The organism is Kitasatospora sp. NPDC096077 (assembly GCF_040303245.1).
Taxonomy (GTDB): domain Bacteria; phylum Actinomycetota; class Actinomycetes; order Streptomycetales; family Streptomycetaceae; genus Kitasatospora.
The window spans coordinates 1-21277 of record NZ_JBEOSV010000027.1; the positions used below are offsets into that span (position 1 = coordinate 1).

A 21277-nucleotide genomic window follows, 5' to 3' on the forward strand; every position below is an offset into this window, starting at 1 on the left:
GGCGATCCGTGGTGGCAGCGCGGGCCGCCGGGCGCCGGGGCCCGTGCGCGCCCTCCCGCGGGCGGGTTGCGGGTGGCCACCCCGAGGGTGGCCCACCTACAGCGGTTCAGCCGCGCTCCGGCAGCACCAGCGGCGCCCCCGTGCGCGGGTGGGCCAGCACCTCGACCGGGTGCCCGTACACCTCGCTGAGCAGCGGCGCGCGCAGCACCTCGGCCACCGGGCCGTCGGCGACCGTCGTGCCGCCGGTCAGCAGGACCACCCGGTCCGCGTAGGCCGCCGCCAGTGACAGGTCGTGCAGCACCACGACCACGCCGTCCCCGGCGGCGGCGCGCTCCCGGGCGACCCGCAGCACCAGCTCCTGGTGGCGCAGGTCGAGGGCCGCGGTGGGCTCGTCCAGCAGCAGCAGCGGGGTGCGCTGGGCGAGCACCCGGGCGAGCGCGACCCGGGCCCGCTCGCCGCCGGACAACGAGGTGAACGGGCGCCCGGCGAAGGCGGTGGACTCGGTGGCGGCCATCGCCTCGGCGACCACCGCCTCGTCCTCGGCGGCGGCCGCCGTGCCGGTCCAGGGCGCGCGGCCCATCCGGACCACCTCGTCGGCCGGGAACGGGAAGGACAGTGCGGCGGACTGCGGCAACAGCGCGCGGTGCAGGGCGAGTTCGGCCGCACGGTAGCCGGACAGCGGGCGGCCGCGCAGGGTGACCGCGCCGCTGTCCGGGGTGACGTCGCCGGCGAGCACGGACAGCAGGGTGGACTTGCCCGCGCCGTTCGGCCCGAGCAGGGCGACCACCTCGCCGGCGGCGACCCGGACGGCGGCGCCGGCCAGCAGCGGGCGTCCGCCGACGGTCAGCCGGACCTCCTCGGCGGTGAGCAACTCGGTGCCGGGGAGGGGCCGTTCGGGGATCGTCCGGGGTCGGTGCAGTCTCATGCCCAGCCTCCCTGCTTGGTCCGGGTCCGGCGCAGCAGCCAGAAGAAGAACGGGCTGCCGATCAGCGCGGTGAGCACACCGAGCGGCAGTTCGGCCGGCGCGGCGAGGGTGCGGGCGGCCAGGTCGGCGGCCACCAGCACCAGCGCCCCGCCGAGCGCCGAGGCGGGCAGCAGGAAGCGGTGCCCGGGCCCGGCCAGCATCCGCAGCAGATGGGGGACGACCAGTCCGACGAAGCCGATGACGCCGCTGACCGCGACGGCCGCGGCGGTGAGCAGCGCGACCACGGTGATCAGGGTCAGCCGCATCCGCTCGACGTCCACCCCGAGGTGGCGGGCCGGTCGCTCGCCGAGCGCCAGCAGGTCCAGCTTGCGGGCGTACAGCGGGGCGACGGCGAGCCCGACGACGGCGAAGGGCAGGACGGCGAGCACCTTGCCCCAGCTCGCCTGGGAGAGCGAGCCCAGCTGCCAGAAGGTGACCTGGCTGATCGCGGCGGAGTCGGCGGTGAACAGGAGGAGGCCGATCAGCGCGCCGCAGAAGGCGTTCACGGCGACGCCGGTGAGGATCAGCGTGACCACCTCGGTGCGGCCGCCGGCCCGGGACATCAGGTACACCGTGAAGACCGTCAACAGCCCGCTGCCGAAGGCGAACACGGTGACCGTCCAGCTGCCGAGGGCGTCCAGGCCGAGCACGATGCAGGCCACCGCGCCGACCGCGCCGCCGGAGGACACGCCGATGACGGCCGGTTCGGCGAGCGGGTTGCCGAACACGCCCTGCATCAGCGCCCCGGCGCAGCCGAGCGAGCCGCCGACCAGCAGGGCCAGCGCGACCCGGGGCAGCCGGACGTTCCACAGCACCGACTCGGGCACCCGGTCCAGGGCGTGCCCGCCGACGCCGAGGCGATGGGCGGCGGAGGCGAGGATGTCGCCGAGCGGGATGTGGTACGCGCCGGTGCCGGCCGCGAGCAGGGCGCAGAGGACCAGGGCGGTGATGAGGGTGGCGGTGATCAGGGTGGTCCGAGGTGGGCGGGGGAGGCTCTTGGTACGGCTCTTCTCCGTTACGGCGGTGGTCACTTGGCGCCCGCCGGGTGGAGCTGGGCGGTGATCTCCCGGAGCACCTGGGGGGTGCGCGGCCCGTAGCTGAGCAGCTGGCCGTCCTCGATCGAGACGACCCGGCGGTCCAGCCCGGCCGGGGTCTGGGCGACGCCGGGGAGCTTGAGCAGGCCGTCGACGCCGCCGACCGAGTCGAGTCCCTTGCTCATCACCAGGATCGCGTCGGGCGCGGCCTTCACCAGGGCCTCGCTGGTGAGCGGGGTGAAGTCGCCGGTGAGGCCGGCGGCGGTGCCGGCGTCCTCGCCGCCGACCGCCTCGATCAGCGAGCCGGCGCCGGAGGCGGGGCCGCCGAGGAGGTAGACGGAGGCGCTGCCGCGCAGGTAGAGGAAGGCCACCTTGGGGCGGTGGTCGGTGGCCGGGACGGCGGCCCGGGCGGCGGTGATTTGCTGCTCGGTGCGCTCCTTCAACTGGCCACCGGCGTCCGGGACCCCGAGGGCGGCGGCGACGGTGTCGATGCGCGGGCCGACGTCGGCGAGCTTCTTGGCGTCGTCCAGCACGAGCAGCGGGACGCCGGCCGCGCGGATCTGGTCGATCGCCTCGGCCGGGCCGGTGGAACGGTCGGCGAGCACGACGGTCGGGTGCAGCGACAGCACGCCCTCGGCGGAGACGTCGTGCGCCTGGGTGATCACCGGCAGGGCGGCCGCCTGCTGGAAGGTGGTGGAGACGTCCCGGGCGACCACCTTCGGGCCGAGGCCGAGGCTGAACACCAACTCGGCGAGGCTGCCGTTGAGCGGGATGATCCGCTCGGCGCTGGTGACGGTGACCTGGCGGCCGTCGGCGGACGGGGTGGTGGCCGGGAGCCGGGGGACGGGCTGGACGGGCAGCGGCTCGACGGCGTCGGGGGCGCGGGAGGCGGTGGCCGTCGCGGTCCCGGAGCCGGTGCCGGGGCCGCAGGCGGTGAGAGGGAGCAGGAGGGCTAGGAGGAGGAGCAGCAGGAGGGCGGGCCCGCGGGCCACCTGGGGTCGGATCGTACTGCTGCTCAACGTGCTTCCCTTCGCCGGGAGTTGTCGCCTCCGCCGGCCTGGTCGGGGGGAGGGGTGGTGGGACTGTTGACTCACATATTAGGTTAGCCTTACCTCAGTCTCGCAAGGGGGTCGGCGTTTGCCGGACCCTCCCCTTGCCGCGTTCCCGTGACCCTTCGAGGAGTGATCCGCGTGTCCCTGCCCAGTCGGCTCCGCCGCCTGGCCGCCTCCCTGGTGGCCGTTCTCGCCGCATTGTCGGCGGTGGTCCTGTCGACGGCCGTCCTGTCGCCGGGGCGGGCGGCGGCCGCCGAGGGCAGGGTCTCCGGCGGGCGGCTGGACTGGGGGATCAAACAGTCCTTTCTGACCTACGTCACCGGCCCCATCGCCAAGGGCAGTTGGGCGCTAACCGGCGGCGCGGCGACGGTTGGCGGCAGCACCTTCCGGTTCCACTCGGCCAACGGCACGTACGACCCGGCGACCGGGGCGCTGACCGCGGCCTTCTCCGGCGGGGTCCGCTTCACCGGGCACCAGGAGAACGGCACCAACGCGCTCGACCTGAGCCTCGGTCGCCTCACCTTCCGGGCCCTCCCCGGCGGCTCGGCCGGGCTGTACGCCGACGTCAGCAGCAAGTCCAAGGAGACCGGGCAGGTCAGCAGCGCGAGCCAGGCCAAGCTGGCCGACCTCTCGCTGGCCGGCGTCGACCTGCGCGGGGCGGCCGGCACCCTGAACCTCGGCAACGTCCCGGCCACCCTCACCGACGCCGGGGCGAAGTCCTTCGGCAACTTCTACCAGGCCGGGACGGCGCTGGATCCGCTCACGCTGTCGGTCAACCTGCCGGGGGCCCAGGCGAGTTCGGCGGCTCCCTCGGCTTCTTCGGCCCCCTCGGCTTCTTCGGCTCCTTCCGCCCAGGCGGTCCCGTCGGCCTCATCGCCGAGCACCACGACCGCTGCCCAGGCGCCCGCGTCCGCGAAGACCGAGTTCGGCAACGGCGCCCTCGACTGGGGTGTACGCCGCACCTTCCGTGACTACGTCACCGGCACGATCGCCCAGGGCCGCTGGGAGCTCGGCGGCGGCGCGGCCGACGGCGGCGCCTTCTTCCGCTGGACCCCGGCCAAGGGCACGTACGACCCCGCGACCGGCGACCTCACCGCCGCTTTCACCGGTACAGTCCGCTTCACCGGCCTGCGCAGCGGCGAGAGTTACGGTCTGGACCTCACCCTGGCCAACCCTGGCGTGACCGTGGCAGACGGCCGTGGCCGACTGCTCGCCGACGTCTCCGGCCGGACCCCGGACGGCGCCACCCAGCAGCTGACCGGCGTCGAGCTGGCGACCTTCGACCCGGCCGGACTCAAGCCGGAGGGCGGCCTGCTGAAGGCCGTCGAACTGCCGCTCAAGCTCGCCGAGGGCGGCGCCAAGGCCTTCGGCAGCCTCTACCCGGCCGGCACCGAGATGGACCCGCTGAGCTTCGCCGTCGCCCTCGACCCGGCCGCCGCAATGCCCCCGCTGCCGGACCTCGGGAGCGCCCCGGCCACCCCGGTGGCCGCCCCGGTCGCCTCGCCCGTGGCTTCTCCGGCCGGCTCCTCCTCGGAAGGCTTCCCGGTAGCCGCAGTGGCCGCCGTGGCCGGCGGCGCGGTGCTGGTCGCCGCGCTCGGTACGACCGGTGGCCTGCTGGTCCGGCGCCGTCGCGCGGCCGCCGCCCCGGGCCCGGATCGGACGGCCTGACCCGCCCCCGTTCCCCGCATTCCTCCCGTCCCCCTTGTCCCCGCTGTCCCCCCATCCTCCGAACGGAGCACCAGCATGACCCGCAACCGCACCCGGCTCGCCGCCCTCGCGGCCGCCACCGCCGGCCTCGGCCTCACCGCCCTCGGCGCCCCCGCCCTGGCCTTCGCCGGCGGTGCGCCGGGCAGTGTCACGTACGACACCGGCGCGCTGGACTGGGGCGTGAAGGCCAGCTTCCGCAGCTACATCGAGGGCCCGGCCTCCCAGGGCGGCGCGGTCGAGCTCACCGGCGGCGCGACCCGCAACGCCGACGGCACCTTCCACTTCGGCCTGGCGAGCGCCAAGTACGACCTCGGCACCCACGCCCTCAGCTCCTCCTTCACCGGCGGCGTGCACTTCACCGCCCACCACGGCGCGCTGGACGTCGCGCTCAGCGACCTGAAGATCACCACCTCCGGCACCACCGGCACGCTCACCGCCGACACCGCCTCCAAGGAGTCGATGGGCGCCACCGAGATCACCCGACGGGACGACGTACCGCTGGTGACCTTCACGGTCGGCCGGGACACCACCGGCGGGACGCCGACCGCGACGAAGCTCACCGAGCAGGGGGCGCAGGCCTTCGCGGGCTTCTACCAGGCCGGGACGGACATGGACCCGCTGTCGCTGCTGCTCAAGCAGAGCCCGGCGACGCCCTCGCCCACGCCCACCGGCACCCCGTCGGTGACCGCGACCCCGTCCGCCACCGCCTCGCCGACGGCGCAGCCGACCGCCTCGCCGTCAGCGACCGCCAGCCCCACCGCCACCGCGACCGCCACCGCCTCGCCCACCGCGACCGGGAGTGCCACCCCGACCGGCACCCCCAACACCCCCAGCGCCGCCCCCGACCGCCTCCCCGTGCTGAACGGCACCCTGAACTGGACGGTCAAGGAGAGCTTCCGCAAGTACCTCGAATCCCCGATGGCCGCCGGCAAGGTCGAGTTCGGCGGCGGTGCGGCCGACTACCGCTTCGGCGGCGGCACCGGCGCGTACAACACCGCCGACCACTCGCTGAGCGCCGGCTTCGCGGGCTCGGTCCGCTTCCTCGGCCACCCCGGCAAGGACGGCTGGGCGCTCGACACCACGCTCTCCAAGCTGGGGCTGGCGATCGACAAGGACGGCGCCTTCCTCACCGCGGACGTCAACGGCAAGTCCCCGGACGGCAAGTCGACCGCGCTGAGTGGCGCCCGGATCGCCAAGCTCGACGTCCCCGCCTCCGCCCTGAAGCCGGTCGACGGCGTGGTCACGCTCACCGGCGTGCCGGCCACGCTCACGGCCGAGGGCGTCCCGGTGTTCTCCAACTACCCGGCGGGCACGGCCCTGGACCCGGTCAGCGCCACCCTGGCCTTCACCAAGGACGCCAAGCTGCCGACCACCGGTACCTCCGGTACGGGCGGCGGAACCAACCAGGCCGCGGGCGGTCAGGGTTCGGGCAGTGGCACCGGCACCGGCAGCGGATCGGCCGGCGGCCCCTCGCTGACCACCACCGGCCTGAGCGGTACGGACACCGGTTCGCTCGCCGCCACCGGCGCCGACACCCCGGTCGGCCCGCTGCTGGCGACCGCGGCCGGCCTGGTGCTGGTCGGCGGCAGCGCGACCGTTCTGGTCCGCAACCGTCGCGGCGCGGCCCAGGCCTGATCCTCGGCACGGCACACGAACCCGGCCCCGGCGGGCAGCAGTTGCCCGCCGGGGCCGGTCGACACCCTGGCGGTCGGGCTCGGCGGCCCTGGGTCAGCGCCCGATGAAGTTCTTGGCGACCAGCAGGTCCAGCACGTTGGTGTGGAAGTCGGGGAAGTCCATCGGAACGATCCCGAAGTGGCGGGCCTCGTTCCTCCGGGCGTTCAGGTAGTCGAAGACCGGCGGCATGATCGCGTCCGCGTTCAGCTTGGGCCACTTCCCGCCCGCGTAGCTCGTGAAGTTGATGTACATCTTCGACGAGCCCTGGTTGTAGTACGCCTGGTCGAACTGGTTGACGACGGCGCGGGCCTTGCCGTCGGTACCGACGCCCTCGTACTGGTCCTGGGTGTCCATCAGCCCGGAGTTGCCCCAGTGCATCACGTCCCAGGTGGAGTCGGAGCTGGTGTCGAAGTCCGCGAGCAGCACGATCCTGCCGCGGGCCTCCCCGAGGCCGGGCCACCGGGGCGCCGTCCAGAACAGGTTGCGGTAGCCGAAGCCGTCCAGGTGGTACTGCATGCGGCGCAGGAACTCCACCGAGTTGATCGGGTTGCTGCCCGCGTTCTCGTTCCTGATCCGCATGACCAGCGCCTCGCGGGGCGACTGCTTGAGGAAGGCCCGGCACTGGTCCAGCACCGTGGCCAGGGTGCTGCCCTGGTAGAAGCGGTCGTGGAAGACGCCGAGCCAGTTCTTGGTCTCGCGGTCGTTCAGCGGGAACCGCTGGCAGCGGATGTCCAGGAAGCGTATGCCGCGCTGGAGTTGCTCCGGGACGCCCCAGTTCTGGGTGTGCGACCACTCGGTCCCGTTCGACGGATCGGTGCAGCACGAGTCGTGGGTGCCCGGGATGGTCAACTGGGTCAGGGAGAGGCCGTTGGGCAGCCCCGACATCCAACTCGCGCTGTTCCACGAGGCCGCGGAGGCCGGCGTGGCGGCGGTGATGCCGAGCGCGGCGGTCAGTGCCCCGCCGCCGACGGCGGTGCTCCACCGCAGGACGTCGCGACGGTTCGGGTTGACGGTCATGGGCTGCTCCGTGGTCTCGGTCGGTCGGACTCCCCGCATGGTCGTCAACGGTGAGTACCCGAACCCCGGTTCAACGTGCCCGGGCGGCGGGCCCGTGCTGCGGTCGGCGGGTTCCGCTCACGGCGATCCACACCGCCTGGAGTCAGGGCGTCGGGCCGGCCGGAAAACCCGTTCAGGGATCCGTGCCCGAACCATTACGATCTCCACTGAACGCACACCTGTGCGACGAAGTTCCGTAGAGAAGCAGGTTCATGCACCACCCGCTCGTCATCATCTCCCTCGTCGTCCTCCTCGTCAGGCTGGGCCTCTGGCTGAACAAGCGTCGGAAGGCCACCGGGGGCGTCGACGCCCCCGCGGCCGGCCTGGTGCCGCGCGCCGAACTGGTCGAATTGGGCAGCGAACCCACCGACCCCGTGGCGCGGGCGGCGCTGGACGCGGCCAAGGCGGGGGACTGGCGGCCCGCCGCCGCGTACCTCTCGGGCGGCGAGGGTGACTGGAGCACCCGCTACGCCCGGATGAACCCGTTCAGCGAATTGGCGGCCTCCGATGACGGCTGGCTCCGGCAGTGGCGCGCGGAGCAGCCGTACAACCCGGTGGCCGCCCAGGTGCTCACCGACGCCCTGGTCCGGCGGGCCTGGGAGATCCGGACCGCGAAGTACGCCTCCCAGGTGACGCGCGAGCAGGCCATGGGCTTCCACCAGGTGCTGGCGGAGGCGGCGGAGGCGTCGCAGACGGCGATCCAGCTCGCCCCGGCCGAGGATCCGAACGCCTGGGTGGTGCAGCAGTCGATCGCGATGGGCCAGGGCTGGTCGAACGAGCGCTACCGGGCGCTGTGGGCGGAGATCGTGGCCCGCGAGCCGCACCACTTCACCGCCCACACCGCCGCACTGCAGTACTGGTGCGAGAAGTGGCTCGGCAGCAACGAGCTGATGCACGGGTTCGCGGACAAGGCGATCGCCGGGGCGCCGGCGGGCAGCCTGATGACGGTGCTCAAGCTGCGGGCGTACTGGGAGCAGGTGCTGCGCGACAGGTCCTCGGCGTCCGCGCTCTACCGTTCCGCCGAGTACACGGCCGCGGTGGATGCGGCCCTGGCCGACCTGGCGGCCGCCGACCCGGCCCACCCCGGGCTCGTCGCGTCGCGCGGCTGGATCGCCCACGCCCTGATCGAGAACGGCCGCCCGGCGCAGGCCCTGGAGCTGTTCCGCGGGATGGGCCGGGAGATCGCCGGCCCGTGGACCTACTACGGGAACCCGGCCGCCGTCTTCGACTCCGCCCGCCGCAAGGCCGCCCGCGCGTCGGCCTGACCCGGCCGCGCAGGCTCCCGGCCGACGGCTCTCCCCCTTCCGGGCGGAGGGCCGTCGTCGTCTTCCGGGGTGCACGGGCGGCCTGGGCGCGGAACCGGCGGGCGGATGAACTGCACGTCAACGTTTGATCGTTGGGCCTGGCAGCCGTGCACGTTCATTCGTAGCATGACGGGTAACCGACAACGGAAGGGCCCTCATGAACGGCAGGATCGTGACCTGGCTGGGCGTCCCCGCACTGGCCGTGGGACTGCTGCTCGCCGCAGCTCCGGCGCAGGCCGCCACCGGGGTGCGGATCGACGGCGCGACGGTCTCCGGCGGCGCGTCGAGGACGGTGAACGTCACCGTCGAGTACTCCTGCGACGCCGGAGGCTTCGTCAGGTCCGCGACCGTGGTCGCCGAGGACCGGAGCTCGGGCGCCCTCGGCACCACCCGGTTGACCCCGAACTGCACGGGCAGCACCGTGACGGTCGTCGTCCCGGTCACGTCCCTGAATCAGAACGGCTACACGGCGGGCGACTCGGCCGGCGTCCACGCCTCGCTGCTCGACGGGGAGGACAACGAGGTGCTCGGGGCCGTCTCCCAACTCACCATCGTCGGCGGGTAGGAGGCCGGGGCCCGAGGGTGCGACCAGTGACCGCCCCGCGCCGGGGATGCGGGCTAACGCCGCCCGCTGGTGAGGGCGGTGTCGGCTGCGTCGAGGATCCTGCCGAAGGTGCGGCCGATGACGGGTTGGGCGAGGGCGCGGGTGAGGGCCGCGCCGAAGGGGAGTCGGACCTCGAAGGTGGTGGTCCACACCACTTCGGTGCCGCCGTCGACCTCGGTGAAGGTCATCCGGCCGAGCTCGTGCCGGGCCGGCGGGAAGCTGCGGTCGACGGTGTAGTCGAAGTCGTACGGCGGGTGGTAGGCAGTGATCCGCTCACGGAACCAGCCGATCGCCCAGGTGTGCTCCCGGACGGCGCCCACTCCGTACGGCGCTTCCGCGCCCGGCCGGGCCAGCCGGGCCCGGAGGACGAGCGGGGAGCGGGTGTAGTTGGTGGTCGTGGCGCACCAGTCGAACACCTCCGCGATCGGTGCCGCGATGACGCGTCGAACGGTCAAGGTCTCCATGGTCGTCCCCTCTCCTGGCCGGTGGCGGCGCGGAACGCTGCGCGCTCCCGACAGGTGGACCGGACGGCGCCCGGGAACGTGACATCACACCGCGGGCCGCCCGCTCCCGGAGGAAGCGGACGGCCCGCGGCGGTCGGGGGCGCTCAGGGGCTCAGGCGCTCAGCGGGTAGCGTCCGTCCAGGTCGTGGAAGACGTTGCCGTTGAGCACGAAGGCCCGCTTGCACTCCTCGACCACCCGGCGCCGCTCGACCTCGTCCATCGCCTCGCCCGCCGCGTCCAGCTTGGCACGGTAGTCGCGCTTGAAGGCGGCCGGGTTGGTGATCTCCTCGAAGACGTAGAACCGCACGCCGTCGCCCTTGCGCTCGAAGCCCCAGGCCTTCTCGGCCAGGCCCCGGATGATCTGACCGCCCGACAGGTCGCCCAGGTAGCGGGTGTAGTGGTGGGCGAGGTAGCCGGCGGGCCATTCCGTGGCCAGTTCCTCGATCCGGGCCACGTACGCGGCGGTGGCCGGCAGCGGCGCCAGGCCGTCCCGCCAGTCGGGCCCGCGCAGGTGCGCCAGGTCGCGTTCGATGGCGGCGGTGCGCAGCAGCGCCGGGTCGATGAACGGGCCCGCCAGCGGGTGCGCCGCGAGCTGCTCGGCCCGCTCCTCCAACGCCCGGTAGACGTACCAGAGCTGGCCGGTGAGGTCGGCGTACGCCTCGATCCCGAGCTGATCGCCGAGCAGACGGCTCATGAAGGACGAGTGCTCCGCGGCCTCGTGCTCCTCGCTGCTGGCGGTGCGGAGCAGGGTGGAGAAGGGGACGGGCTCGGGCGTGGGCATACGGCCTCCAGGGATCGGATGGGGCCAGGGCGTGAGGACCCCGATGGTTATGGTTAGCCTAACCTAAGTTGAGAACTTTCCCGACGCTCTGTCGGTAAAACTAGCGGAGCGGGCGCGGAAACGGCAGGGGCCGGGCTCCGCGGACGAATCCGCGGAGCCCGGCCGCCGGTTTCCGTCCTCCGGCTTCCGGCGTGGGTCGCTTCAGGCCAGGAACTCCCGGATGGCCGTCGCGATCTCCTCGGCGTGGGTCTCCAGGGCGAAGTGGCCGGTGTCGAGGAGGCGGACGGTGGCGTGCGGGAGGTCGCGCTTGAACGCCTCGGCGCCGGCGGGCAGGAAGAACGGGTCGTTGCGGCCCCAGACGGCCAGCAGCGGCGGCTGGTGGCGGCGGAAATAGTCCTGGAAGGCCGGGTAGCGGGCGACGTTGGTGCGGTAGTCGCCGAACAGGTCCAACTGGATCTCGTCGGAGCCGGGGCGGGCCAGGTAGGCGTCGTCGAGGGTGCTGCCGTCCGGGGAGACCGCGGTCGGGTCGGGGGTGCCGTGGGTGTACTGCCAGCGGGTGGCGTCCGGGGTCAGGAGGCTGCGCAGGGCGTCGCGGTTGGCCGGCGACGGGTCCTCCCAGTAGGCGCGGATCGGGTTCCAGCCCTCGCTCAGGCCCTCCTCGTAGGCGTTGCCGTTCTGCGAGACGATCGCGGTGATCCGTTCGGGGTGCTCGGCCGCGATGCGGAAGCCGGTCGGTGCGCCGTAGTCGAAGACGTAGAGCGCGAAGCGCTCCAGGCCGATCACCTCGGTGAACCGGTCGATGACGGCCGCGAGGTGCTCGAAGGTGTAGTCGAACTCCTCGCGCGGTGGCAGCTCGGTCTGCCCGAAGCCCGGCAGGTCGGGGGCCACCAGGTGGAACCGGTCGGCCAGGTGGGGGATGAGGTCGCGGAACATGTGGCCGGCGCTGGGGAAGCCGTGCAGGAGCAGCAGCGTCGGGGCGTCGGCGGGGCCGGCTTCGCGGTAGAAGACGCGCAGGCCGTCGACGTCCACGGAGCGGTAGGCGATGGAGGTCATGATGGTCCTTCCCTGAATGCAAGTAACCGGCTTGGCTGCACTTTCGAGGTTAGGAACGGTCTTCGTAACTTGTCAAGGGCTCCTGAAGTGGTTACTCTTGATGTCGAGGCTGACCCCGACCCGTGGAGCGTGTGCCGTGTCCGACCCCCGGCCCCCGGCCCTGTTCGTCGCCGACGCCCCCGGCCTGGACTTCCTGAACTCGGTCGCGACCCCGGCGAACACCCCGGTCGACTGGATCGCCGACGGTGACGGCCTGCTGGCCTGGCTGGAACAGGCCGGACTGGTGCCGGCCGAGGAGTTGGAGCGGCTGCGGGCGCAGACCCTGCCCGGGGAACTGGACCACGTGGCCGCCCAGGCGAGGAGCCTGCGGGAGTGGTTCCGGGAGTTCGTCCGGCAGCGGATGGGGCGGCCGGTCCGGTCCGAGGACCTGCCCGACCTGGAGCCGCTCAATCAACTCCTGGCGCGCGACGAACAGTTCACGCGGATCGTGGCCGCCGACGAGGCGGGCCCGAACGGCCTGGCACTCCGTACGGAGCGCCGGTGGCGGACCCCGGAATCGCTGCTGCTGCCGATCGGGCAGGCGCTGGCGACGACCGTCGGCCGGGAGGACTTCACCCACGTCAAGGCGTGTCAGGGGCCGACCTGCACGCTGGTGTTCGCGGACCACACCCGGGGCCGGGCCCGTCGGTGGTGCAGCATGGCGGCCTGCGGCAACCGGGCCAAGCAGGCGGCCCACCGGAGCCGCGCCGCGGCACCGCGCTGAGGTGTCGCGCTGAGGCACCGCGCTGCGCTATCGCGTTGAGGCACCGCGCTGCACTGTCGCGCTGAGGCCTGCCGCCGGTCCGGCAGCCCGCGTCGACCTGCCTGCCGCTACAGCCGGTTCGCGGCCTGCTTGACGGTCCGGATCACCGGCGCCGTCTCGACGTGGGTGACGGCCGGCAGCGACGCCACCCGGGTGGTCAGGTACCGGTACAGGGCGCGCTGGTCCGGGCAGACCACGGTCGCGTAGAGGTTCGTCGGCCCGGTGGTGGCGGCGGCGAAGGCGACCTCGGGGTGCCCGGCCAGGGCCCGGCCGGCCTCCTCCAGGTAGGGCGGAGCGACCGAGAGCCAGAGCAGGGTCCGGGTGCCGATGCCGAGCAGGCGTCCGTCGCAGTCGATGTCCAGGTAGAGCACCCCGCGCTCGCGCAGTTCCGTCATCCGGCGCCGAACGGTGGTCGGCGACCAGCCGGTCACCTTGGCGAGCTGCTCGGTCCCGGTGCGGCCGTCGGCGGCGAGCGCGGCGAGCAGTCGGCGGTCGCCGTCGTCCAGTCGTACCGGTCCCGGCCGGTGCGGCAGCGGGGGCGGGCTGAGGGCGGTGACCGTCTCGGCGTCCAGTGGGCCGAGCTTGGCGATCAGGTTGTCCGGACCGCCGTAGAAGGAGTGCAGCACGGAGTGCGCGCTCACCCCCTCCACGCGCGGGGTGCGGGGGAGTCGGGCCAGCAGCAGGGCCTCGCTGTCGGCGTCGCTCTCGGTGCGGACCGTGCAGGTGATCTCGGTGCCGCCGGAGGTGAGGCTCACCCAGGAGGTGTCCGGGCGGCGGGCCAGCGCCTCGGCGACCGCGACCGACGCGGACGGTGCGCAGCGCACCCGCACCAGCCAGAGCACCGCGCCCCCCAGCGCGGTCGGGTCGATCCCGCCGAGCACCCGCAGCGCGCCGGTCGAGCGCAACCGGGTGTACCGGCGGGCGATCGTGCGGTCCGAGACGCCGAGGGCGGCGGCGATGGTGCTGAACGGGGCCCGGCCGTCGATCTGCAGGGCGTGGACCAGGCGGCGGTCCAACTCGTCGTAGCCGGAAGGGCCGGAGGCGCCGGCGGAGCCGTGCCGGTCGGTGCTGTCGGATTCCACCGCACCGAGCCTAGCCGGTGTCGGATCCCCGCACCATCGCGTCGGTCAGTGGTCCAACGGGCCCTGGCGGTCGGAGTGTTGTCCTCGTACCCGGAGAACCGCGAACCGCGAACCGCGAACCACCGCGTGACCACGCCACCAGGTGCGGACGCGCCCGCGTGGCCACGTGACCGAGGAGAAGACCATGGACACCGACGTACTCGTCGTCGGCGCCGGCCCGACCGGCATGACCGTCGCCAACGAACTGCTGCTGGCCGGGGTGCGGACCGTACTGGCCGACCGGCTACCGGAGCGCAGCGCGCTGTCCCGGGCCGGCGGTGTGCAGTCCCGCACGCTGGAGACGCTCGACCAGCGCGGCCTGTTGGACCCGCTGCTGGCCGCCGGGGACTACCCGGTCGGCACCAGCCACTTCGCCGGCCTGCCGCTGCCGCTGCCGACCGCGCCCCACGCCGACCCGGAGCCCGACACCGCCGCCTTCCGCCCCCGCCAGCCGTGGCGCTCCGTTCCACAGGTGGAGCTGGAGGCCTACCTCGAAGAGCACCTCGCCGCCCAGGGCCTGCGGATCCGGCGCGACCACGAGCTGGTCGCCCTCCGCCAGGACGAGGACGGGGTCACCGCCGACTTCGCCGACGGCCGGACGCTGCGCGCCCGCTACCTGGTCGGCGCCGACGGCGGCCACAGCACGGTGCGCTCGCTGCTGAAGGACGAATTCCCGGGCCGCCCGGGCACGTTGACCACGGTCGCCGCCGACGTGCGGCTGAGCGGCGTCGAGGGACTGGCGACCCACCATCGGTCCCCGGACGGCCACTGGGCCGGGATCTTCCCGCTCGGCACCGACGGCCGGGGCCGGCCGCTGCGCCGACTCGCCATGGGCGGGCCGGGCCGCTCGCTGCCCAGGGACGTCCCGATCACCGAGGAGGAGCTCCGCGACGGCCTGCGCGCCGTGTTCGGCGAGCGGGTGCAGCTGCTCGAACTGTGCCACGCCCGTCGCATCACCAACGTGGCCCGGCAGGTCGCCTCGTACCGGCACGGGCGGGTGTTCCTCGCGGGCGACGCGGCCCACGTCCACCTCCCGCTCGGCGCCCAGGGCATGAACGGCGGGATCCAGGACGCCTTCAACCTCGGCTGGAAGCTCGGCGCCGCCGTCCGCGGCTGGGCCCCCGACGGCCTGCTCGACAGCTACCACACCGAACGGCACCGGGCCGGCACCCTCGTGCTGCGCAACATCCAGGCGCAGGGCCTGCTGATGGACTGGGCGGGCGCCGGCGACCCGGACGTGACGGCCACCCGGGAGGTCTTCGCCGAACTGGCCGAACTCCCGGACGTCCGGCGCCACCTCGGCGGTCTGATGTCCGGCACCGCCATCCGTTACCCGATGCCGGACACGGCCGCCCACCCGTTCCTCGGCCGCTCCGTGCCGGACCTCGACCTCGGCCCGGCCCGGCTGTACGAACTCCTGCGCTCCGGCCGCGGTGTGCTGCTCGACCCGCAGGACGCCCTCGCCGAGGCCGCCGCCCCCTGGGCGGACCGGGTGGACCGCACGGGCCGGGGCGCCGCCACGGCACCGCTTCTGATCCGTCCGGACGGTTACGTCTGCTGGGCCGGTGCGGCGGACGCCCCGGAGACCCTGCGCTCCGCCCTCACCCACTGGTTCGGCGCCCCGACCGGCCGCTGACCGGCCTCTCACCACAGTCTCGCCCGCTCGCTCCGGGGGCCCGGCGGTACGGCCGCCGGGCCCCCTGCTCCGCCGTGCGGGGCGCGGCTCGGGCGCCGCGCCGGTCGAGGGACAAGCGTTACATTGGGCGGACCAGGCCCGATCGCCGACGAGGTGTGGCCGATGCACACGATCACCGACTGGCTGCGCGGCCTGTCCGGCCCGGTCGTGTACGCGGCCGTCGGCGGCATGGTGTGCGCCGAGGACGCCCTGTTCTTCAGCTTCTTCATCCCCGGCGAGACCGCGGCCGTGCTCGGCGGGTTCATCGCCCACCAGGGCAGCGTCTCGCTCGGCTGGATGATCCTGGTGGTGGTCTGCGCGGCGGTCCTCGGGGACACCGTCGGCTACGAGATCGGCCGCCACCTCGGCCCGGCGATCCTGCGCACCCGCCCGCTGCGGCGCCATGCGCAGCGGGTCGCGACGGCACAGGACCTGATCCGCCGGCGCGGGCCGGCCGCCGTCTTCGTCGGGCGGTTCATCGCCTTCTTCCGCCCGCTGGTGCCCTCACTGGCCGGGATGTCCCGGATGCCGTACCGCCGGTTCCTCTTCTACAACGCCCTCGGCGGGCTCGCCTGGGGCGTCGGCTTCACCCTTCTGGGCTACTTCGCCGGAGCCGCCTACACCAGGGTGGAGGGCACCGTCGGCCGGGTCACCGCGATCGCGATCGCGGTGGCCGTCGCCGTGGCCCTGCTGGTCTGGTACCTCAGGCGGCACCGCTCCCGGGGGCGCGAGCCCTCCGACGACAGCGGCGGCGGACAGGAGCCCTGAGCCTGGCGGTACCTCCCGTAGATTGGACCGTCCGGGCGGGCCGAGCGGCCCGCCGACCAAGAAGAGGAGCGAGGCAGTGGAAACGTCGTCGCTGCCCGGCCTCGCCGCCCTGCGCTGCGTCGAAGCCGCCGCCCGGCTGCGCAGCTACACCCTGGCCGCCCGCGAACTCCACGTCACCCACAGCGCGGTGAGCCACCAGATCCGCGGGCTCGAAGCCCGGCTCGGGGCGGCCCTCTTCACCCGCTCCGGACCGGACATGCTGCCCACCCCGGCCTGCGAACGGCTCGCCGTCCGGCTGCGCCGCACCCTCGCCGAGCTCACCGAGGCGCTGGACGAGGCCGCCGGCGCGGGCGACCGGGCGCCCGCACCGCTGGAGTTGAGCGTGATGGCGGACTTCGCCAACCTCTGGCTCATCCCCCGGCTCGACGACCTCGCCCGCGAGCACCCGGAGCTCGAACTGTCGCTGCGCCTGCACACCGGCACCGCCCCGCCCGACCCGCGCTCGGCCGACGTCGGCATCTGGCACCGCCGGATCGAGGAGCGCGGCTACCGTTCCGAACGCCTGCTGGCGGACCGGGTCGTCGCGGTGGCCGCCCCCGCCCTGCTGGCCCGGCACCCCGGCCTGACCGCGGCCACCCTGCCGCAGGCACCGCTGCTGCGCTTCGCCGGCCGCTCCTGGCAGGAGTTCTTCGCCGCGGCCGGGCTCGACGCCGACGAGCCCGGCCAGGGGGTGATCTACTCCGACGCGGAGGCGCTGCTGCGCGCGGCGCTCGTCGGCCAGGGCGTCGCCATGGTGCGCCGGCAGCTCGCCGAGGCGTACCTGCGCGGCGGGGAGCTGGTGCGGATCGGGGAGGTCGAGATCCCCGCCCAGCTCGACTACTACCTCAGCCGGCGGGAGGACCACCCCCGGGCCGCCGCGATCGAGACCCTGCACGGCTGGCTGCGCGCCCGGCTGGGCGACGAGCGGTAGCCGCCTGTCAGCGGCGGTGGTCGTAGAAGGTGACGTCCTCGCCCTCGCGCAGGTCGAGCACCTCGCAGCCGTCCCGGGTGACGGCCACCACGTGCTCCCAGTAGACGGCGGGCGAGCCGTCGGCGGTCACCGCCGAGCGGGTCGGGTTGGTCAGGCGCCGCCCTTCGCCGCTGCCCGCGCAGATGAACGGCTCGACGGTGAGGACCATGCCCTCCGCCAGCACCCGGCCCTCGTGGCTGGGGTCCTCGTAGTAGGGGATCAGCCAGCCGTCGGCGTGCACCCGGCCGATCGAGTGGCCGGTGCCGCTGGGCACCCGGAGCATCGAGAAGCCGAACGACTCGACGTAGGCCTGCACCTCGCGGGCGATGTCCTGCAGCCGCGCCCCCGGCCGAACCAGGCTGATGCCCAGGCACATCGCCTGGTAGCCGACCGCGTCCAGCAGCCGGGCCCGGGCGGTGGTCTCGTCCCCGACGATCCACATCCGCTGGGTGTCGCCGCACCAGCCGTTCTTCCTGATGCTGACGTCGACGCCGAAGAGGTCGCCCTTCTTCAGCGGGATTCCGTTCGGTTCGCCGCTGAACGCGACGTCGTTGTGGGCGATGGATATGCAGGCGAATTCGCTGGAGTCGTAGCCGGCCAGGTCCTCGCGGTCGATCTCCGCGCCGTGGGTGTACACGATGAGGTCGTGGGCGATGTCGTTGATCTGCCGCGAGGTGACACCGGGCACGATGTGCGGCGTCAGGTCGTCCAGCACCCGGGCCGCGATGCCGCCGGCGATCCGCAGCAGGGCGATCTCCTCGGGCGTCTTGACGGAGATGGTGTCGTAGTCGACGTCATGGCTCATGAAAGGCCTCCGGGGTGCTCGGAATTCGTGGGGCGGCGTACGGGCTTTCCGCCGCCGGTTCCGAGTATTCCGGGAGGCTTTCGAGAAAGGCCAACGAGAGTAATTCGACGGCGGGTTGAGCGGAATTCCACGACCCTTTCCCGACCCGGTCCGGCCCCGCCCGCCGACCGGGGAGCGGAACCCCGTTGCCCGCCGTCGAGCCCCCGTGGGAGCATCGGGGCCGATCCATCACGAGCTGCGAACGGCGGGCACGGTCCGATGCACACAACGGGGCTGAGCGAAGCCCGCATCGAGGATGCGGGCACCATCCTGGTGGCGCCTTCGGCGCTGCACGACCACGAAGCGGTCCGGGAATTCCTCGGGTCGACGATCACACCGGAGGAGCTCGCCTCCGGTGCGCCCGACCTCGCGGGGAGGACCGTCTATCTGTGCGGCGACGTGTCCGCGCTCAGTGTCGGTCAACTGCGGGAAGCAGCACGGGTGTTCGTCATCCGGGAGCTGTCGCACGGCCACCGCGGGGACGGCGACGACCCCTGGACGCTCATCGGCCTCGGCCGGGTCCCGGCCCGGGTGCACGGCGTCGGTGTGTACTACCGCCGCTTCTTCGAGGTCGACGCCGACCATTTCGGCCGGATCAGCGCGGAGCACGAGTTCCAGTCGCTGACGGAGTCCACCAAACCGGGAACGGCCCATCGCAGCGGCATCTATCTGACGCCCGTCACGCAGGACGGCGACGAACTGCACTTCCGTCTGCTGCGCTGCTCCACGAACCTCTCGGGCCCGACCGAGACCTTCCGCCCGACCGACACGGACATCGTCGAGGCCCTGAACCGCGAGGCCGCCGCGGTCTTCCGCGACCAGGCGCCGCTGAACCACGTGCTCGCCCAGATCTACCACAACACCCTTGCCACGGCGGAGCGCAAGCAGTCCAAGGCCAGGATCTCGGCCCACGCCGACAAGACCAAGGACATGCCCGGCAACGGCATCATGGCCTTCTGCACCTTCTACGACGGGCTCGACGGGCTGCAGCCCCTGGCCGAGGACCCCTTCGACCACGGGGTGAAGGGCGTCAGCGGGCTGACCAGGCTGCGCTTCCGCCTCAAGGACCCGTCCGCGGCCCGCGACGGGGGCGGCCTCCCCGCGCAGTTCACCGTGACCCTCCACCCCGGCTCGGTGCTCCTCATGCCGCTGTCCACCAACCGCCTGTACACCCACGAGATCCGGCCCTCGGCGCTGGACGCCGACCTGCTCCCGACCCGGCTGGGGTACGTGGTGCGCTGTTCGAGCGCCGAAGCCGTGCACAAGGACGGCCGGACGTTCCTCAAGGCGGCCGACGGCCTGGTCGAGCTGGGGCCGCCCACGCCGGACGGCATGGACGAACTGCGCAGGCTGTACGCGGAGGAGAACCGGAGCTCGTCCTTCGTCGACTACGGCGACGAACTGCTCTTCAGCATGAACGCGGGAGACTACCGTGCCCCCCGGGTCTAGCCTCCCGGACGGGATCCGCTCGTACGCCCTGCCGGTCGAGGGGGATCCGTTCGCGGAGCTGTCCGCGTCGGTCGACTGGGAGGACGTCGGAAAGGGCCGGCGGGGCGCCGTCCTGACCAGGGTCGACGGGACGGGCGCGGTGCCGCTGGTGCGGACCACCACGCGGTACGGCCGCCCGGCGCAGCGCTTCCGGGCGGTGCACGAGCGGCTGGCGCGACGGGTCCAGGACGGTGCGGCGCTTCCGGCCGGCTTCAACAACGCCCTGATCGAGCGCTACACCAACGCCTACACCACCATGGGCGGCCACTCCGACCAGGCCCTCGACCTGGCCGAGGACTCGGCCGTCGCCGTCTTCTCCTGCTACCGGCACCCCCAGGCGGGCCCGCCGCGGAAGCTGGTCTTCGAGTCGAAGGAGGCCGAGGGCGGGAGGTTCGAGATCTCCCTGCTCCACAACGGCGTCGTCGCGTTCTCCGTCGACGTGAACCGGCGGCTGCGGCACCGGATCGTCCTGGACGCGCCTGCCGAGGCGGCGGACAACGAGTGGCTGGGCGTGACCTTCCGCAGGTCGAGGACGCTGCTCCGGTTCCGCGACGGCGAGCCGCAACTCCCGGGCGGGGAACGCCTCCTGATGGCCGACGAGGAGCAGGGCCGGGAGTTCTACGGACTGCGGCGCCGGGAGAACAGGGAGACGGACTTCGGCTACCCGCCGCTGACGTACACCGTCAGCGGGAGCGACCTGCTGCCGCCGGTCTGACCTCGCCGCCCCGCCCGGCTGTTCGACGGCACCGGCGGGGCTGGCAAGCTGGGCCGGTCGGGCGTCGTCGGGAGGGGTACGCGTGGTGGACGGATCGATGGTGACCGGGGTGCCGCCGCTGGACCCGGAGGTGCGGGCGGCGGTGGCGGCCGCCGGACCGGCGGCGCGGGAGGTGCTCACGCCGGAGGGCCTGGTGGCGTGGCAGCAGCGGGACGCCGCCGCCCGGCCGCGGCCGACGCTCGACCGGTTGCGGGACGGCGGCCGGTTCGAGGTCGCGGAGCTGCGGGTGCCGCGGGGCGGCGAGGCGGGTGACGTCACGTTGGTCAGCGCGCGGCCCGCCGGGGTCCGGGAGCCGCTGCCGGTGCTCTACTACCTGCACGGCGGCGGGATGGTGACCGGCAACGCGTGGTCCGTGCTGCCGCGAGTGCTGTGGTCCTGGGCGCTGCCGCTGGGCCTCGCGGTGGTGTCCGTCGAGTACCGGCTGGCGCCGGGCACCCGCTTCCCGGGGGCCGTCGAGGACTGCTACGCCGGGCTCGACTGGGTGGCCGGGCACGCCGCTGAACTCGGCGTGGACGCCCGGCGCCTGGTGATCGGCGGCAAGAGCGCCGGCGGTGGACTGGCCGCGGCCCTGGCCCTACTGGCCCGGGACCGGGGCGGCCCGGCGGCGCTCGGCCAACTGCTGCTGAGCCCGATGCTCGACGACCGCGGCGACACCTTCTCCAGCCGCCAACTGGCCGGCCACGACACCTGGGACCGCACCTCCAACGCGACCGCCTGGCAGGCCGTGCTCGGCGAGCGGTACGGCGCCGCCGAGCTCTCCCCGTACGCCGCTCCGGCCCGCGCCACCGACCTGTCCGGGCTGCCCGCGGCCTACCTCGACGTGGGCTCCGCCGAGACCTTCCGGGACGAGGTCGTCGGCTACGCCGACACCATCTGGCGGGCGGGCGGCACGGCCGAACTGCACGTCTGGTCCGGCGCCTGCCACGGCTTCGACACCCTCGCCCCGGACGCCGCCGTCAGCCGGGACGCCCAGGAGGCCCGCACCCGCTGGCTGCAGCGCGTCCTCCGGGCGTCGACACCCTGACCGGGTGGGCCCGCCTGGCCGGTTGAGCCCTGGCTGCCG

At 73.6% G+C, this 21277-nt stretch carries 20 protein-coding genes; 11 read left to right on the top strand and 9 right to left on the bottom strand.

The window, feature by feature from the left end; translation table 11 throughout:
- Positions 1 to 106: 106 nt before the first annotated feature.
- The 3 genes from ABTZ03_RS23080 to ABTZ03_RS23090 are packed head-to-tail and all read right to left on the bottom strand — an operon-like array spanning position 107 to position 3017.
- A complete protein-coding gene (locus ABTZ03_RS23080; protein ID WP_350514935.1) occupies positions 107 to 925 on the bottom strand; it encodes a heme ABC transporter ATP-binding protein in 819 nt (272 codons plus the stop codon).
- Positions 922 to 1995, bottom strand: coding sequence for a FecCD family ABC transporter permease (locus tag ABTZ03_RS23085; RefSeq protein ID WP_350514936.1), 1074 nt, complete (start codon positions 1993 to 1995; stop codon positions 922 to 924). The genes ABTZ03_RS23080 and ABTZ03_RS23085 overlap by 4 nt, the downstream gene beginning before the upstream one ends.
- A complete protein-coding gene (locus tag ABTZ03_RS23090) occupies positions 1992 to 3017 on the bottom strand; it encodes a heme/hemin ABC transporter substrate-binding protein (RefSeq protein WP_502894558.1) in 1026 nt (341 codons plus the stop codon). Before ABTZ03_RS23090 ends, ABTZ03_RS23085 begins: the two co-directional genes overlap by 4 nt.
- Before the next feature lie 171 nt (positions 3018 to 3188).
- Between ABTZ03_RS23090 and ABTZ03_RS23095 the strand changes: the two genes are divergently transcribed.
- Complete coding sequence (locus tag ABTZ03_RS23095; protein ID WP_350514937.1) at positions 3189 to 4718, top strand: HtaA domain-containing protein; 1530 nt, start codon at positions 3189 to 3191, stop codon at positions 4716 to 4718.
- Between the two features lie 75 nt (positions 4719 to 4793).
- Positions 4794 to 6392 carry an HtaA domain-containing protein gene (locus ABTZ03_RS23100; protein ID WP_350514938.1) on the top strand — a complete coding sequence of 533 codons (1599 nt, stop codon included), beginning with the start codon at positions 4794 to 4796 and terminating at the stop codon, positions 6390 to 6392.
- A gap of 93 nt (positions 6393 to 6485) precedes the next feature.
- Here ABTZ03_RS23100 and ABTZ03_RS23105 read toward each other — a convergent pair whose 3' ends face one another.
- Entirely contained in the window at positions 6486 to 7448 is a 963-nt protein-coding gene (locus ABTZ03_RS23105; protein ID WP_350514939.1) for a phosphatidylinositol-specific phospholipase C, read from the bottom strand.
- Positions 7449 to 7699: 251 nt separating this feature from the next.
- Between ABTZ03_RS23105 and ABTZ03_RS23110 the strand changes: the two genes are divergently transcribed.
- Entirely contained in the window at positions 7700 to 8752 is a 1053-nt protein-coding gene (locus ABTZ03_RS23110; RefSeq protein ID WP_350514940.1) for a hypothetical protein, read from the top strand.
- Positions 8753 to 8948: 196 nt separating this feature from the next.
- The gene (locus ABTZ03_RS23115; RefSeq protein WP_350514941.1) at positions 8949 to 9356 is read left to right on the top strand and encodes a hypothetical protein; all 408 of its coding nucleotides are present in this window, start codon (positions 8949 to 8951) and stop codon (positions 9354 to 9356) included.
- 53 nt (positions 9357 to 9409) lie between these two features.
- On the opposite strand, the gene ABTZ03_RS23120 is transcribed toward ABTZ03_RS23115, so the two are convergent.
- From ABTZ03_RS23120 to ABTZ03_RS23130, 3 genes are all read right to left on the bottom strand, one after another.
- A complete protein-coding gene (locus tag ABTZ03_RS23120; protein WP_350514942.1) occupies positions 9410 to 9859 on the bottom strand; it encodes an SRPBCC family protein in 450 nt (149 codons plus the stop codon).
- Positions 9860 to 10010: 151 nt separating this feature from the next.
- A complete protein-coding gene (locus tag ABTZ03_RS23125; protein WP_350514943.1) occupies positions 10011 to 10679 on the bottom strand; it encodes a biliverdin-producing heme oxygenase in 669 nt (222 codons plus the stop codon).
- Positions 10680 to 10880: 201 nt separating this feature from the next.
- Entirely contained in the window at positions 10881 to 11732 is an 852-nt protein-coding gene (locus tag ABTZ03_RS23130) for an alpha/beta fold hydrolase (protein WP_350514944.1), read from the bottom strand.
- A gap of 136 nt (positions 11733 to 11868) precedes the next feature.
- On the opposite strand from ABTZ03_RS23130, the gene ABTZ03_RS23135 reads away from it, so the two are divergent.
- Positions 11869 to 12495 (top strand): CGNR zinc finger domain-containing protein, encoded by a 627-nt coding sequence (locus ABTZ03_RS23135; RefSeq protein ID WP_350514945.1) that lies wholly within the window; start codon positions 11869 to 11871, stop codon positions 12493 to 12495.
- 107 nt (positions 12496 to 12602) lie between these two features.
- On the opposite strand, the gene ABTZ03_RS23140 is transcribed toward ABTZ03_RS23135, so the two are convergent.
- Positions 12603 to 13616, bottom strand: a complete 1014-nt coding sequence (locus ABTZ03_RS23140; protein ID WP_350514946.1) for an Lrp/AsnC family transcriptional regulator — start codon at positions 13614 to 13616, stop codon at positions 12603 to 12605.
- A 184-nt stretch (positions 13617 to 13800) separates the two neighbouring features.
- Between ABTZ03_RS23140 and ABTZ03_RS23145 the strand changes: the two genes are divergently transcribed.
- From ABTZ03_RS23145 to ABTZ03_RS23155, 3 genes are all read left to right on the top strand, one after another.
- Entirely contained in the window at positions 13801 to 15291 is a 1491-nt protein-coding gene (locus tag ABTZ03_RS23145) for an FAD-dependent monooxygenase (protein WP_350514947.1), read from the top strand.
- Positions 15292 to 15453: 162 nt separating this feature from the next.
- Positions 15454 to 16098, top strand: a complete 645-nt coding sequence (locus tag ABTZ03_RS23150) for a DedA family protein (RefSeq protein WP_350514948.1) — start codon at positions 15454 to 15456, stop codon at positions 16096 to 16098.
- Positions 16099 to 16174: 76 nt separating this feature from the next.
- The gene (locus ABTZ03_RS23155; protein WP_350514949.1) at positions 16175 to 17068 is read left to right on the top strand and encodes a LysR substrate-binding domain-containing protein; all 894 of its coding nucleotides are present in this window, start codon (positions 16175 to 16177) and stop codon (positions 17066 to 17068) included.
- A 7-nt stretch (positions 17069 to 17075) separates the two neighbouring features.
- On the opposite strand, the gene ABTZ03_RS23160 is transcribed toward ABTZ03_RS23155, so the two are convergent.
- On the bottom strand, positions 17076 to 17912 hold the full coding sequence (locus ABTZ03_RS23160; protein WP_350514950.1) for a M24 family metallopeptidase: 837 nt from the start codon (positions 17910 to 17912) through the stop codon (positions 17076 to 17078).
- 258 nt (positions 17913 to 18170) lie between these two features.
- Here ABTZ03_RS23160 and ABTZ03_RS23165 point away from each other — a divergent pair, with 258 nt between their 5' ends.
- The 3 genes from ABTZ03_RS23165 to ABTZ03_RS23175 all read left to right on the top strand — a co-directional run bounded on the left by ABTZ03_RS23165 (position 18171) and on the right by ABTZ03_RS23175 (position 21238).
- Positions 18171 to 19400 carry a 2OG-Fe(II) oxygenase family protein gene (locus tag ABTZ03_RS23165; protein ID WP_350514951.1) on the top strand — a complete coding sequence of 410 codons (1230 nt, stop codon included), beginning with the start codon at positions 18171 to 18173 and terminating at the stop codon, positions 19398 to 19400.
- Positions 19384 to 20154, top strand: coding sequence for a hypothetical protein (locus ABTZ03_RS23170; protein ID WP_350514952.1), 771 nt, complete (start codon positions 19384 to 19386; stop codon positions 20152 to 20154). The genes ABTZ03_RS23165 and ABTZ03_RS23170 overlap by 17 nt, the downstream gene beginning before the upstream one ends.
- A gap of 97 nt (positions 20155 to 20251) precedes the next feature.
- The gene (locus ABTZ03_RS23175) at positions 20252 to 21238 is read left to right on the top strand and encodes an alpha/beta hydrolase (RefSeq protein WP_350515019.1); all 987 of its coding nucleotides are present in this window, start codon (positions 20252 to 20254) and stop codon (positions 21236 to 21238) included.
- Positions 21239 to 21277 lie beyond the last annotated feature (39 nt).

Excerpts from the sequence above, each read along its gene's own strand:
- ABTZ03_RS23080 (WP_350514935.1), bottom strand. The coding sequence starts at position 925 with ATGAGACTGCACCGACCCCGGACGATCCCCGAACGGCCCCTCCCCGGC.
- ABTZ03_RS23100 (WP_350514938.1), top strand. The coding sequence starts at position 4,794 with ATGACCCGCAACCGCACCCGGCTCGCCGCCCTCGCGGCCGCCACCGCC.
- ABTZ03_RS23105 (WP_350514939.1), bottom strand. The coding sequence starts at position 7,448 with ATGACCGTCAACCCGAACCGTCGCGACGTCCTGCGGTGGAGCACCGCC.
- ABTZ03_RS23110 (WP_350514940.1), top strand. The coding sequence starts at position 7,700 with ATGCACCACCCGCTCGTCATCATCTCCCTCGTCGTCCTCCTCGTCAGG.
- ABTZ03_RS23115 (WP_350514941.1), top strand. The coding sequence starts at position 8,949 with ATGAACGGCAGGATCGTGACCTGGCTGGGCGTCCCCGCACTGGCCGTG.
- ABTZ03_RS23120 (WP_350514942.1), bottom strand. The coding sequence starts at position 9,859 with ATGGAGACCTTGACCGTTCGACGCGTCATCGCGGCACCGATCGCGGAG.
- ABTZ03_RS23125 (WP_350514943.1), bottom strand. The coding sequence starts at position 10,679 with ATGCCCACGCCCGAGCCCGTCCCCTTCTCCACCCTGCTCCGCACCGCC.
- ABTZ03_RS23130 (WP_350514944.1), bottom strand. The coding sequence starts at position 11,732 with ATGACCTCCATCGCCTACCGCTCCGTGGACGTCGACGGCCTGCGCGTC.
- ABTZ03_RS23145 (WP_350514947.1), top strand. The coding sequence starts at position 13,801 with ATGGACACCGACGTACTCGTCGTCGGCGCCGGCCCGACCGGCATGACC.
- ABTZ03_RS23150 (WP_350514948.1), top strand. The coding sequence starts at position 15,454 with ATGCACACGATCACCGACTGGCTGCGCGGCCTGTCCGGCCCGGTCGTG.
- ABTZ03_RS23160 (WP_350514950.1), bottom strand. The coding sequence starts at position 17,912 with ATGAGCCATGACGTCGACTACGACACCATCTCCGTCAAGACGCCCGAG.
- ABTZ03_RS23165 (WP_350514951.1), top strand. The coding sequence starts at position 18,171 with ATGCACACAACGGGGCTGAGCGAAGCCCGCATCGAGGATGCGGGCACC.
- ABTZ03_RS23175 (WP_350515019.1), top strand. The coding sequence starts at position 20,252 with ATGGTGACCGGGGTGCCGCCGCTGGACCCGGAGGTGCGGGCGGCGGTG.